Origin of the sequence: Arthrobacter sp. H14, assembly GCF_000520495.1 — a bacterium.
Lineage (GTDB): Bacteria > Actinomycetota > Actinomycetes > Actinomycetales > Micrococcaceae > Arthrobacter_C.
In genome coordinates this window covers 6,263-19,952 of sequence record NZ_KI914670.1, presented here as the reverse complement: position 1 = coordinate 19,952, position 13,690 = coordinate 6,263, and the positions used below count along the sequence as shown (strand labels likewise).

11 protein-coding genes are annotated in these 13,690 nt (G+C 60.3%); 5 read left to right on the top strand and 6 right to left on the bottom strand.

All coding sequences use genetic code 11. The annotated features are described in order from the left end of the window. The first annotated feature begins 272 nt into the window (after positions 1-272). The 5 genes from Y707_RS0115790 (at position 273) to Y707_RS26645 (ending at position 5,308) form a co-directional block, all read left to right on the top strand. On the top strand, positions 273-1,613 hold the full coding sequence (locus Y707_RS0115790) for an extracellular solute-binding protein (RefSeq protein ID WP_026535803.1): 1,341 nt from the start codon (positions 273-275) through the stop codon (positions 1,611-1,613). A 76-nt stretch (positions 1,614-1,689) separates the two neighbouring features. After that, complete coding sequence (locus Y707_RS0115785; protein ID WP_026535802.1) at positions 1,690-2,583, top strand: carbohydrate ABC transporter permease; 894 nt, start codon at positions 1,690-1,692, stop codon at positions 2,581-2,583. 19 nt (positions 2,584-2,602) lie between these two features. Further along, positions 2,603-3,433 (top strand): carbohydrate ABC transporter permease, encoded by an 831-nt coding sequence (locus Y707_RS0115780; protein WP_026535801.1) that lies wholly within the window; start codon positions 2,603-2,605, stop codon positions 3,431-3,433. Then, positions 3,430-4,317, top strand: a complete 888-nt coding sequence (locus Y707_RS26650; RefSeq protein WP_035782012.1) for a MurR/RpiR family transcriptional regulator — start codon at positions 3,430-3,432, stop codon at positions 4,315-4,317. Before Y707_RS0115780 ends, Y707_RS26650 begins: the two co-directional genes overlap by 4 nt. Continuing rightward, positions 4,310-5,308, top strand: a complete 999-nt coding sequence (locus Y707_RS26645) for an N-acetylglucosamine kinase (RefSeq protein WP_051442095.1) — start codon at positions 4,310-4,312, stop codon at positions 5,306-5,308. Before Y707_RS26650 ends, Y707_RS26645 begins: the two co-directional genes overlap by 8 nt. A 16-nt stretch (positions 5,309-5,324) precedes the next feature. On the opposite strand, the gene Y707_RS26640 is transcribed toward Y707_RS26645, so the two are convergent. From Y707_RS26640 to Y707_RS26625, 6 genes are all read right to left on the bottom strand, one after another. Further along, a complete protein-coding gene (locus tag Y707_RS26640; RefSeq protein WP_081744931.1) occupies positions 5,325-7,058 on the bottom strand; it encodes a serine hydrolase domain-containing protein in 1,734 nt (577 codons plus the stop codon). A 65-nt stretch (positions 7,059-7,123) separates the two neighbouring features. Then, positions 7,124-8,422, bottom strand: coding sequence for an exo-beta-N-acetylmuramidase NamZ family protein (locus Y707_RS0115760; RefSeq protein ID WP_026535800.1), 1,299 nt, complete (start codon positions 8,420-8,422; stop codon positions 7,124-7,126). A 135-nt stretch (positions 8,423-8,557) separates the two neighbouring features. Next, positions 8,558-10,456 carry a glycoside hydrolase family 3 protein gene (locus tag Y707_RS26635; protein ID WP_253905208.1) on the bottom strand — a complete coding sequence of 633 codons (1,899 nt, stop codon included), beginning with the start codon at positions 10,454-10,456 and terminating at the stop codon, positions 8,558-8,560. A gap of 360 nt (positions 10,457-10,816) precedes the next feature. Then, positions 10,817-12,595: an HNH endonuclease signature motif containing protein gene (locus tag Y707_RS29120; protein WP_051442093.1), complete on the bottom strand. Its 1,779-nt coding sequence runs from the start codon at positions 12,593-12,595 to the stop codon at positions 10,817-10,819. A 150-nt stretch (positions 12,596-12,745) separates the two neighbouring features. Then, positions 12,746-13,099: a glyoxalase superfamily protein gene (locus Y707_RS0115745; RefSeq protein ID WP_026535799.1), complete on the bottom strand. Its 354-nt coding sequence runs from the start codon at positions 13,097-13,099 to the stop codon at positions 12,746-12,748. 25 nt (positions 13,100-13,124) lie between these two features. Further along, positions 13,125-13,690, bottom strand: a 566-nt coding sequence (locus Y707_RS26625; RefSeq protein ID WP_035782009.1) for a zinc-binding dehydrogenase, incomplete at its 5' end; no start/stop codon positions are given.

Genomic DNA, 13,690 nt, shown 5'->3' with positions numbered 1-13,690 from the left:
CTTGCTCTTTGCGGCGGACACGTTCGCGATGCTTTGCGCCAGAAAGCCGAGACAGTCTAGCGACTTGTCCAAATCGTGATGCGCGTCATGCTTGACACTCTTCGGCCATGCTAATAGCTTTCAAGCATTACCTGAACTACGAAATATATTTTCATCAAGGCGCAGCGGCGCAACCAGCGGCACAGCAACGGTGTTGTGGCGCACTGACTGGCGGTTCCGAAGGGCGTTCCGGGCCGTCAGAGGATTCACATTCAGATCAGAGGAGTAGGACCGTGAAGCAACTACAGAACCGCCGGTTTACCGGTGTACTGGCATCCGTTGCGGTGCTGGGCATGCTGGCCGGCTGTGGCTCGGGCTCGACCGGTGAAGGCGGGAGCGAGGGTGGCGGCGGCAGCGCCGACGGAGAAGTATCCGGCACCTTGGAAATCCAGTACTTCGTCGGCGGCTATGGCGACGAGTGGTGGAAGACGGTGATTGCCGACTTCGAGAAGGAATACCCGGACGTCACGGTCGAACAGCACTCCGGACCGAACATCAACCAGGAAATGCAGACGCGCTGGATCTCCGGCGACCCGCCCGACGTCGTCTACATTGACGGCGCCGGCATCAGCCAGACCCAAATGGTCGAGGATGGCCAGCTGATGGACATTACCGAGTGGATCGGCGGCGTGGAAATGCCCGACGGCACGTCGCTGTCGGACAGCTTCATCGTTCCGCCGGACGAGTATGACGGCAAGATTTACAGCCTGCCGCTCATCTTCGATACCTGGGGCACCTGGTACGACCAGGCCTGGTTCGACGAGAACGGCTGGGACGTTCCGAAGGACTTCCCGAGCTGGATGGACTCGATGGAACAGATCCAGAAGGACGAAGGGATCGCACCGTTCATCACGACCGGTCAGTACCCCTACTACTTCTCCCGTGGCGTGCTCTACCCCGCCTTCGCATCCGCCGGCGGCGACAGGCTGCTCAACGCCGTCATCGATGGTGAAGAAGGCGTTTGGAAGAGCGACGGCGTCATGACCGTCATGAACCGCGTCAAGGAAATGGTCGACGCCGGTTATGTCGACCAGGGTTTCGCGGGACTGAGCCACACGCAGTCGCAGTCGAACTTCCTGCAGCATGACAACGCCTACATCCCGGTCGGGTTCTGGCTGCCCAACGAAATGGCCAACGACACGCCTGAAGGATTCGAGTTCGGATTCATTCCGTCCCCGATGAACGCTGAAGGCGACCCGATGGTGCTGGTCCCGGACCTGCGAAGCATGGCAATTGCGGAGCAGGCGGAGAACCCCGAGGCAGCCAAGGCATTCGCGGAGTTCGCGTTCCAGAAGCAGTACGCAAAGTCCTTCGCTGAGATGTCCGGCGCGCTCATCAACATTGAGGGCGTCGACCTGTCCGAGGAGCCGAACGTACCGGAATACCTGAAGCAGGCAAACGAACTGATCAACTCCGGGGAAGTGGATGTTCACCACAAGAACCACCCGATGAGTTCGGACATGGAACTGCCGATCGGCGATGCGCTGGTCAAGTTCCTGCTGGGCGAAACCAGCGTTGAACAGTTCACGGACGAAGCCGCCTCGATCGCGGAGCAGTACCGAAACAGCCAGTAACAAACCAGGCAGGTGGAGGGCGAGCGTCCCTCCACCTGCCTGCTTTTGCCACGTCCAACTTTGAGGAGACCGCACCATGGTGCAGTCGAAAAAGCAACGGTTTTGGTTCCTTGCTTTTTGCCTGGGCCCGACCCTGGCCGTCTTCGCGCTGATTACCCTGTATCCGCTGGTTAACGGCCTGTACCTATCGTTCTTCGAATGGTCGGGGCTGAGCGTCGACAAGACGTTCGTCGGTCTGGCCAACTACGAACAGCTGCTCAACGACGAAGTCATCCCCGCGACCATTTGGCACGACTACTTCCTGGTCGTCACCAAGGTCATCGGCATCATGGTCATCGCCACCTATTTCGCGGTTGCGCTGACGCAGCTGCGGATCAAGGAAGCACCGTTCTACCGGATTGTCTTCTTCTTTCCGAACATCATGTCGGTGGTCATCATCGGCATCCTCTGGCGCTTCATTTACAACCCCGACGCCGGCTTGATCAACTCGGGCCTTGAAGCCATCGGTCTGGAGAGCTGGACCAGACCGTGGCTGGGCAGCCTGGACTGGGCACTGCCAAGTCTCGTGCTGCCATCGGTCTGGGCAGGTATCGGCCTGTTCATGCTGCTGCTGATGGGCGGCATCATGAGCGTGCCGAAGAGCATTTACGAAGCAGCCGACCTCGACGGCGCCTCGGACTGGCAGCAGTTCTGGCGAATTACCGTTCCGATGATCTGGCCGCAGATCCGGGTCTCGATCATCTACATTGTCATCACCACTCTCAACGGCTCGTTCATCATTGTGCAGATCATGACCGAGGGCGGCCCCAGTAAATCGACGGAGGTCATGGGATCGTATCTCTACGAACAGGCATTCGAGCAGTTCCACTTCGGCTACGGCGCCGCGATCGGCATGATGATCCTCGTTTTGTCACTGGCCACCGTTGCCATCCTGCAATTGGTGCTGCGCCGCGATCGGGTCGAGCTCTAGAAATGACCGGTGAATCCTGATGAAAAAAGCACTCATTCAAACGCTTGCCCGGATACCCCTGATTGTCTGGGCCGTACTGGTCATCTATCCGATCATTTGGATGTTCCTCGGCGCCTTCAAGGACTACGGCGAGATCTTCCGTTCTCCCTGGGCCTTGCCGGAGTCATTCGACTTTGGCAACTTTGTTCAGGCCTGGACCGAATTCGGCATCGGGCAGAGCTTCTTCAACAGCCTGCTGGTGACCGTGCTCGGCTGCGCACTGTGCCTGCTGTTGTCCCTGCCCACCGCCTACGCCATCGAGCGCGTCAGGTTCAAGGGCAGCAAGGTACTCTTCAACGTCTACCTGGCCTCGATGATGATCCCTATGGTGCTGGGCTGGATTCCGTTGTTCTTCCTGCTTCTGGAGCTGCAGCTGCTGGACAACCTGCTGGCGCTGTCGCTGATTTACGCCGTCACGCAGGTACCTTTCACGGTGTTCATCCTCTGCAGTTTCCTGAGCGGTGTGCCCAAAGACCTTGAAGAAGCTGCCGCCATCGACGGAATGTCGCAGTACGGCATCCTGTTCAAGATCGTCGCACCGCTTGTCACCACCGGAATTATCACCGCCTCCATCATGAACGCGGTGATGTACTGGAACGAGTACTTCATGGCACTGATCTTCCTGCAGACCGACGAGAAGAACACCTTGGGTGTGGCCATGGACCTGCTGGCGAACGAAGCCGAGTACACCAACGCCTGGGGCGCCCTGTTCGCAGGCTTGTCGATCGCGATCATCCCGATCATGGTGATCTACGCGGTGTTCCAGCGAAACATCACCAAGGGCATGACCGAAGGCGCGCTCAAGGGATGACAACGGACACCCAGGACCCTGACGAAATATCGGCCAGGATCCGCGCAGCACTGCCCTCTCTTTCCCCTGCCGCGGCCAAGGTGGCGCGCCTCATCCTCGACGATCCAGACAAGGTCACCCGCTCGACCGTGCTCGACCTCAAGGAGACGACCGGCGTCAGCGAGGCAACGATTGTCCGTGCCGCCCGCAGCCTCGGCTTTGCCGGTTATCCGCAGTTGCGGCTTGCCCTGGCAGCAGCGTCCGGCCGCCGGCAACCGAACCACCAAGTCGTGACGGGGAACGTCTCCCAAAGTGACGCCATCGACGTCGTCATAGCCAAGCTGGCCGAAGCCGAACAGCAGGCGCTTCGCGAAACCGCCGCCCACCTCGACCCGGACTCGATCGATCAGGTGACGGCGGCCATCACCCGGGCGTCCAGAATCTTGTCGTTCGGCATTGGCGCCTCCGGCCTGGTGGCTGCGGATTTTCAGCACAAGCTGACGCGTGCCGGGTTCATCTGCTCATCGCCCAGCGACATCCACCTGGCCGTGACCGATGCGACGCTGCTCAAGGACCAGGACGTTGCGCTCATCGTGTCCCACTCCGGCGAAACGCACGAATCGCTGAATGTGCTCGATGTCGCAGGCGACGCCGGCGCGGTAACGGTGGCACTGACCGGTTCGGAACGGTCGACCCTCGCTCGGAAGGCAGACTATTCGCTGATCGCCGCCGGACATGAACGGGGACTGCGCCCCGGAGCGCTTTCCAGCCGGATCGGCCAGCTGTTCGTCGTCGACTGCCTCTTCGTCTCGCTCACCCAGAAAACCTTCGAGACCACCAGCGCCTCCATCCAAATGACACGCGAAACGGTCGCGAACATGCACTCCGGGAGTTCGCATGCCTGAACCGGATGAACCAGTCCGCGGCGTCTGCGGCGTCGACATCGGCGGCTCGGGCTGCCGCGCCGTCGTCGTCCGCCTCGATCAGCCCGGCACTTCGGTAACGCGCGAGGGCCGCGGCGTGCAGATTGGTACCGACGGCGTGATGGTTGTCGATTTGCTGGACCAGGTCGAGGATCTTGCCCGGGCCGCGGCGAGTGCCGCCGGCGTGGGCACGATCGATGCCGTCGCGGTGGGCTCGGCGAGCCTGATGGAGCTGCTCAAGGACAGCGTGGGGCTGCACCGTTCCCTGGCAGAACGGCTGAAGACGACCAGCACCATCGTCGCCTCGGACATGCTGACTTCCCATATCGGTGCCCTCCGAAGGGCGCCCGGTGCCGTGCTCGCCGCCGGCACCGGGGCCGTGGCCCTCGGGACGGATTTTGACCAAGTTTGGCACCGGGTCGACGGCTGGGGACATTTGCTTGGAGACGCCGGTGGGGGAGCGTGGATCGCACAGCGTGGACTGGACGCCGCGATGAGGGCAATTGATGGGAGGGTTGGCGGTTCACCGGCACTGCTGGACCGGCTGCGGAAACGCTTTGGCACCCACCAGCGTTTGATCAAGGACGTCTATACCCGCAACGACCGGTCCGGGATCCTCGCCTCCTTTGTGCCGGATATGGCGGAACTCGCTGCGGACGGCAACAGCGAAGCACTCTCCATCTTCAGCCAGGCCGGCGTCGAGCTCGCCCACACCGGAGCGGCGGCGCTTCCAGCCGGACTCCCACCACAGCTGGCCCTGGTCGGTGGCCTCTTCAGCACCTCATCCCAGCTGCGGAAATCCCTCGAGGAAGAGCTGACCCGGCTCCGCCCGGACGTGCACCTTGTCGAAGCCGCGGGCAGTTCCGTGGACGGGGCCTTGCAACTCGCGATCGAAGCAGCGCACGATGAAACAATCCTGCTGACCCATCCGCCATTCGTCACCTCGATGACCCATGAACGGACTCCGGACTGAAATCAATGGAGGGGTGCTAGCGGCGCACTTCGACGAAGCCGTCAGCGACGAATACAGAGGCACCCTTTTCCCCATCAAGAACGGTCATCTTCCCGGTCTTCACTTGAATGTTGTCCACGAAAACACCACGTCCAAGGGTATTGGCGTCCGTAGTGTACCGCCACCGGATCAAGTGTTGCCCGCTTGCTGGCAACTCAGCAGTCGCCTTGCCCCACGTACGTTCACCGCGGTTATTGTAGGTGCCGTTTGTGCGGACAGTCTCACCATGGTCCTTGGAACCGGTCCGTACCGTGTACGGCAATAACGTCCACGTCTTACCGCCATCAGCAGACGTCTCGACTGCGAAAGTATCCGTTTCCTCATTGTCGGCGAAGACGTCGAAAGACAGTGCCGCACCGCCCGGGACGGTCACGCTGGTCTGCAAGGTGTTCTCCGAGTTATTGTCGGCACCGCCGGACCATTCAGTGCGGCCCTTCCGGGGGAAGACTCCGAGGGCGCCCGCTAATCCATCAGCTACGGTCCTGCGGGCTGGATTGGTCGAACCCCAGCTACGGTTGGGATGCACCGCATTCGTCAACAGAATCGCGAACGAACGCGATTTGTAATCAATGACGATCGACGTTCCTGTATACCCGGTGTGGCCCGCAGCGCCTTCATTCGCAAGACCGCCCATGTACCACATCTGATCCAGCTCGAACCCGAGACCGTGAGCGTTTCCGGGGAAGGCCTCGTTCTGATTCGTTAGCAGGAACTCAACAGTGTTCTGCTCCAAAATGCGCTGGCCATCATAAATGCCACCGTTCAGCAACGTCTGCGACAAAATCGCCATATCGCTTACAGTCGAGAAAATCCCCGCGTGCCCGGCGACACCACCGAGACTCCAGGCGTTCTCGTCGTGAACTTCTCCCCACACCATCCCACGACCAGCGGCTGATTGATCCTCAGTCGCCGCGATACGACGCAACTTATGCTTCGGGGGATTGAATTCGGTATCGACCAGTTTGAGCGGATCCGTGATCCTGTTCTCGAGGGCGCGGTCAAGTGGCTTCCCAGTGGCCTTCTCAACCAATATGCCCAGCGCGATCAGATTGAGGTCGCTGTAACCATAGGCGGATCCAGGTTCTTTGTCCGGCGTTGTTTCCATCACTGCCTGAATGCGTTCTTCTTCAGTGTCATACGCACTCCACAGCGGCAGCCACGGCTTTAGCCCAGACGTATGGGTGAGCATCTGCCGGAGGGTGATGTTTTCTTTACCGTTATTCCCGAACTCGGGGACATAATCGGAATACGGTTGATCAAGGTCAATTTTTCCTTCTTCGACCAGTTGCATGACTAGCAGAGAAGTGAAAAGTTTCGTCACGGACGCCATGTCATAAATGGTGTCCTCGGTTGCTCTGATCCGCTCGGCCTCGGGCAACTTCGTACCATCTCCATCGGCGTACAGCCGGGAGAATCCATGTGCGTGCGTTGAGACGATCCGCCCCTGGTGCGCCATCAGGCCTACGGCGGATGCATACAGCGGTTTGGTCTCAGAATTCACGGGGTTCGCGTACGCGTCCAACTGTTCCCAGGCAGCACTAATTACTGACTCATCCAACCCGACTGAACTCGGGTTCGCCTCCTTCAGCCGGGTGTTTGACGGCGAGAAGCCGTCGAGAGGCATGTCGAATTGACCGGCCGTGCTCCGCTCGGCGCCCATTTCACGCCCATTATCGTGTTGGCCGTTAGAAGGCTCGGCGGCGCGCGCCATTCCGCCGGCTCCGCTCAGCACCACACTTACGATCGTTACAGCTACCACGCCGGTGAGAAGCTGCCTCAAGATCGCGGCCCACCGTAGACGAGGAACTCCCGCGTATCGCGTATGAACTGCTGCAGCTCGTCCTGCCAGGCTCCAATAATCGTCTCGGCGCTCTTGCCAGCATTGACCTGCTCCTTGAAACGGGCAGATCCGCTTAGCAAATCCATCCAACGACCGTCATCGCCGCGCCAATCGAATTCCGGATACAGCCGTTTGGCCTCGACGATCATATGCGTACCGAGTTCGACCGCCCCGACGCTGTCTGCATCCAGGATGTGTACCTGCGCACCACCGCACACCAGGCCACGATTCTTCGACAAGGTCGGCGCGAAGTAGGCTTCGCGGAATTCGACACCTTTCAGCCGCTTGCTGTTCATCGCTTCGGCCCACCGGTAGTCAACGTAGGGAGCACCGACCAGTTCGAACGGACGCGTCGTCCCGCGCCCTTCTGACATATTCGTCGCCTCAAACAATGCAGTCCCGGGATAGACCGTCGCCGTTTCCGGCGTCGGCATGTTCGGACTCGGCATGACCCACGATGCCCGGTTATCGGGTCCGGTCATTTCGCGGTGCCAACCCTGTACCTCGACCACCTGGAGGTCTCTGATTGGCTCAAGGCCGGCCTCCGGCAAATGCACGGCGTTGAAATACCTGGCCAGTTCACCGACGGTCATGCCGTGCTGCAACGCAATGCCGAGTTTTCCAACCCCCGATTGGAATCCGTCTTGCAACACCGGTCCGCGTGCCTGGCCGCCAATCGGGTTTGGGCGGTCGAGCACGACAAAGCCAGCACCGGTTTGTGAAGCGGCCTGCATCGCTTCCCACATCGTCCAGATATAGGTGTAAAACCGCGCGCCGACGTCCTGGATGTCGAAGCACACCGTATCGACTCCGGAGTCCCGGTAGAAGGCGGCAAGGTCTGCGGCCTGCGCACCATAGGCATCGTAGACAATGATTCCTGTTCGCGGATCAACTGTGGTTTCTTCGCTGTCTCCTGCCAGTGCCGTCCCCCGGAATCCGTGTTCAGGACCGAAGACGGCGCGTACATCGACGTCCTGGCTGGCCATGTCGTCGACGATCGAGCGGAAGTTTTTCAACACACCTGTCGGGTTGGTGATGATGCCGACCTTGCGTCCGTTGAAAATTCTCCAGTTATCGGCAGCTGCCACATCAGCGCCATTGATCACCGTCCCGCCAGCGCCCTTCTTCTGGCCTGATGGCGATTGAGCGGCAGCCCCGGATACGAACGGTGCAGCCACCGCAACGGCTGCGCCAAGTCCGGTTGCGCTGATCAGATCTCTGCGGTTTAAAGCCATGGATGTGCGCCTTTCAAAGTGCGGTTTGTTGAAACGCTTGTACTTCATCGAGTCATTGTTTGCGGGATTGCCAACGCCTCTTCAGACGTTGCCAATCCCTTCTTCGCGGCTTGCCAATCCCGCGGTGGTCAGCTGTTACTGACGAGCGTCCCCGGATGGGACGTCCTGACCGGGTATGCCGGTCGTGAATGTGTAGGACCAGCTGGTGACCGCGTCATCGAAGTAGTACCCCTCCTGGGCTACTGCCGTGATGGAAACAGTCTGTGCCTTCCGGTAGGTACCTGCCTCGACTATCTCGCCATCAAGGAGGTAATCCACGCCCTCGGCTGCAGGAACTGTATAGGTGTCCTGACCCCGCCCCGGCCGATCGGTGAAGACAACATCCCCGGGCGTCGCCTTGATGCCATAATCCAAACCGAAGCCCAAAGGCAGGAGCACGCCGTCGCCGTCGGCCTCAGGGATGTTGACGGGCAACTTTCCGCTCGGGTTTATTTCTCCGGCGATGGCACGCACAGTCCCGTGGAAGTTCACCTTCTTAACGCCGTAGCTGTTGATGACGGCATCGGCTTTGGGGAAGACGCTGATGTCGTACGGATTCCGGGTTGCGACCACAACGACAGGTGTCCCAGTCGCCGTCAGTTCCGCGACCATTTGTTGCTGAGCCGCGTTGCCAGTCGCATTGTTGGAAGTGAATACGACAGCATCAACACCTTCAGCAGCCGCAACGGCACGCGCCCGGTACTCCGCTGATGGAGAGGATCCGTTTTCGTAGTCTTCGGTCACGGCAAATCCCTGATCGGCGAGCATCGGTCCCATGAGTTCAGGCCAGCCGGAACCAGCGCCGACCATAAGTACTGAGCTGCCCGGGGCGAGCGGCAGGGTGTCTTCCTCATTGCGCAGCAGGGTGGCCGCACGATCAGAAATCAGGTCGGCGGTGGCAAGATGATCGGCATTACCGACGACGACGGCGACCTCATCGAGATCGGCCAGAGGTTTCTCGAACACCCCGCGCTCGACCTTCCACTCAAGGATGCGGCGGACAGACTGGTCGAGACGGGCTTCGGTAATTTCGCCGGCCGCGACGGCGGCGCGGACGCCAGCAAACGAGGCATCGACGTCGGGGGAGTTGAGCAGGATGTCGGATCCGGCCTGGATGGCCATCACTGCGATCTCTTCCTGCGTCCATTCGTCGGCCATCGCCGCCATGTCGAGTGCGTCGGTGGTGATAACCCCCTCGAAGCCCATCTCGTCACGAAGCAACCCGGTGAGCACCTTGTGGGAGAGCGTGCCCGGCATGTCGGGGTCAATGGCTTCGACGATGATGTGGGCCGTCATCACCATGTCCACACCCGCGTCGATTGCAGCCTGGAACGGTTCCAGATGCTTGTTCAACGTCTCGCGGTCATAGGTGACGGTCGGCAATCCATAATGCGAGTCGACGGATGTGTCACCGTGGCCTGGAAAGTGCTTCGCCGCCGCGCCCACGTACTGCTGTAAACCGTTGATCTGTTCGACGCCGAGTGCACTGACGACGTCGGGATCCTCACCCATGGAGCGAATCCCAATGACGGGGTTATCTGGATTGGAATTGAGGTCAAGCACGGGGGCAAAATCGACGTTGATCCCCATTGCGCGCAACTCGGAGCCGAGAATCTCACCCTGCGCATGCGCCAGTTTCGGGTCAAAGGTGGCACCGAGCGCCATGTTGCCGGGGAGCACGGTTGCCGGCGGACCGATGCGTGCGACGAGGCCGCCTTCCTGGTCGATAGTTATGGCCAGCGGAATGCCATCGCCGTCCTCTCCCAGTGCGGTTTTCTGGAGACCGTTGGAAAGCCCCGCGATCTGGGTTGGGTTATCGGTGTTGCCCGACCACGCGAAATAGAGGACGCCCCCGAGGTCGTACTTCTCTACGACCTGTGCCGGTGTGTCCACGCCGTAGCGCGCCTGATTACTCGCCGCCATTGATGTGTCATCTGCCGAGGACCCGTAGACGTGTGTCCATGTCATTTGGCCGATTTTCTCGTCGAGAGTCATGCCGGCGATCATCGCGTCAATGTCAGTTTCAGCGGACGGAGCAGAAGGCTGCGTATCTGCGTTCGCTGCCCCCACGGTCGAAAGGAGCAATCCCGCCACAATCGCTGAAACGAGGCCGCTCCTTTTTCTGCTGGCTACTAACGATCTGCGGTTCACAATGCCTCCGTTTCGACGGGCGTCCTCGCCCAGGGGTGGTATTCCTCACTATCAGGGACGCCTAACGCTCCGTCAACACTTTGGGTTAAAACATGGAAAAGCGTGCGGAAAAGTGATAAAGGGCATATTGAGCCTGGATCGGTAGCCCGTCAGGAGTATTCCGGTTCGGCGATCTACGGTCCTTGACGCCCGATCGCATCAAAGTCAGGAGGGAGGCGGTACGTTGTCTGGTTCGACTGGTTCGACTGGTTCGATTGGTTCGAATGGTGCGACTGGTTTGCTCGTGTAGTCGGGTCTGGTTTTGTAGACGTGACCTGTGGGCGCGGTCCAGCTCAGGATGCCGGCACGGAGTTGTTCGAGCTTCCATCCACCCTCATGCTTTGCTTTGTGGTGGGCTTTGCATAAATGGGCACAATTATCGTGATCGGTGAGTCCGCCGTCTTCGCGGGCTTTGGTGTGGTCGATATCGCAACCAACTGGTTTTCGATTGCAGCCAGGGAATCTGCAGTGCCCATCGCGGGCACGGAACAGCCGTTTCAAATCTGCGGGTGGTTTCTTGTGTTTGCGGCCGTAGGCGAGGACTGATCCCGTAAATGGGTCTGTGAGGATCCGGTACCAGCTATTCGATTCACCGGCGAGCCTGCGGGCAACGTCGGCTGGGACGGGTCCGTAGCCTTCGAGATCGCCTGGTTGGTCCGAGTGGCCCATCAGCGTCAGTGCCGGGATGGTCACGAGGACTTTAGCGCGTGGCCGGGGCCCGTTGGCTGTGTGCTTCCCGAGGAGCAGGTCGGTGAAGACGTCGGCCTTGAGCTGTGTGTGGTTGCGGAACTCGTCAGGAGCCTGCAGGGAACGGGCCGTGCGTTCGAGGTGATCTTCGATGGCAGCGGCTTCGACGGCTGGCAGGTACGCGTAGATCTCCATCATCGCGTCGGGTTGTGGTGTGAAATTGACGTTGCGGCTTTTCCGGACGGTCTGGTGGCGTTCTTCAAGGCTGGTCGGATTAATATCGTTGCTGACCCGCATGGCCTGCTTATCGAGCTGGGCGGGACTGAGTCCTTCGCAGAGATCGAGGAGTTCGTGTTCATACTGGGCGGTGTCATCGGCGTTGGCCGGTGGGCAATTCCGCATAATCATACGAGCATGCGCGAGGCTGATCCTGCCGTCACTCAAGGCAGTGTAGGAGGCGGGAAGATGCTTGTAGATGAACCAGGATTGGCCCAGCTGGTGCCTGCCACTGCCTGGGGAGATGCTCAGGGCCGCGGAGATCTCCCCGCCCGCGTAGCGGCTGAAAACTTCGGAGTTGCCGGACTCGTCTCCCATGTTGGGGCGATGTTCGGTGAACCGGTGCATAGCACCGATGCGGCGGGACTCGGCCCAGGCTGCAAGTCGGGAGGCGGCTTTGAGGTACTCGATCGTTTCAGTATCGTCGAGGGAAGCGAATTCCACGTCAGCGATCATGGAGGCCAGTTCGGGTCCGCTGGCGGCGGACCAGCGGGCGGCCCGTTCGCTGAGTCCCTCCGCATCCGGAGCTCGACCCACACCCTCCGAATCCCTCCCTGCGCCGCCGCTGGCCTCAGCGCCGCCGCCGTCCAGTTCCGTGAGTTGCCGGTCGAGGTATTTCTGCGGAGGCAACGCCGCTTTCATCCTGGCTTTACGTTTTAGCCGCGCCTTCTTCGGGGTGTTCTCGGCCCGGAACCACGGCAACATCCATGATGTGTCCCCGAGGGCCTGGATAGCGTGCTCGTGGCCGATACGCTTCGCGTACTCACGGTAGATGAGTTCGGCAACGGACGATTCTGCAGCTGAGGCCGCCTCTTCAAGCGGGTCCCGGTGCGACGGTTCTTGGAGCCGGAAAAGCTGCGGTCCGGTGCACTTCCAGGTGCATTCTCCGCGAGGGTGGTTGTAATGCGGACCGAGCAGGTACCGGTCAGGAGCGGGATAAAGTCCTCCCACAACTTCGCCCTGCTCGCCGATGATGTCCATGTACCCAGTCTATTCGAACACCAGTTCTAGTACGAGTGGATCAAAGAGAATGTGGATAACTATTTCTCGAGTGGTGGCTACCGGCTACCGGGACACCGGCATACCCCGGCCACCGATACCAGCTATGGCTACCGCTTACCGCCCTGGGATCTACTGCAGGCTCCAAGTGTTTCCGTCCGGATCCGAGAAATAGACGAAGCGTCCCCACGGTTGTTCGTCGACTTCGCTCGCTTCCACGCCGTTGTCGACGATGTGTTGCCGCGCCTCGGAGGCATTGGGAACGACGATCTGCACGCCGAGCTGCGAGCCGGGTTTCATGTCAGTAATGCCGTTTCCCAGCACAATGGAACAAGCTGAGCCAGGCGGTGTCAGTTGAACAAAACGGATCTCGTCGCTGACCCGGTGGTCATGATCAGGATGGAACCCGACCTGGTTGACGTAGAAGGCTTTCGCGCGGTCAACGTCTGTCACGGGGATGGCAACAAGCTCGATTTTCGAGTCCATTTTTGATCCTGTTCTTCGTGGGTGGCTAGAACCTAAGCAGCACTTTGCCCGACCGAGATGGCTCCTTGGCGATCTCGAATGCCTCTAGCGCATCGTCGATGTCGAATTCGTGCGTGACGATCGGCGCCGTTATCAGGGACCCATCCGCCATGGCTTCCAACACCTCGTCCAGCTCATCGTTGAACCGGAAGGACCCGACAAGCTCAAGTTCGCGCGTGATTGCGGTGGCAATGAGCGCCGGCTGCTCACCGCCGGGCAGCAGACCCACCATCACCACCCGGCCTCCGCGCATGGCTCCCCGAATGGCAGAGGACAGGCCGCGTGGGTTTCCAGAGGACTCCACCACAACATCGGCTTCGACGGCGGCAACCGCGTCGGCATCGGTGGCCAGCAGCGTTGAGGTTGCTCCAACGGCGCGGGCAATTTCCAAGGGTTTGTCGTGCATATCGACGGCGACTATCTCCCCGGCACCGGCACGTTTGAGGACGGCGATGACCAGGCACCCGATCGGTCCGCATCCGATCACCAGCACCCGCTTTCCCGCCACTTTCCCTGCACGTGCGACGGCGTGCCAGGCGACGCTGGCGGGGT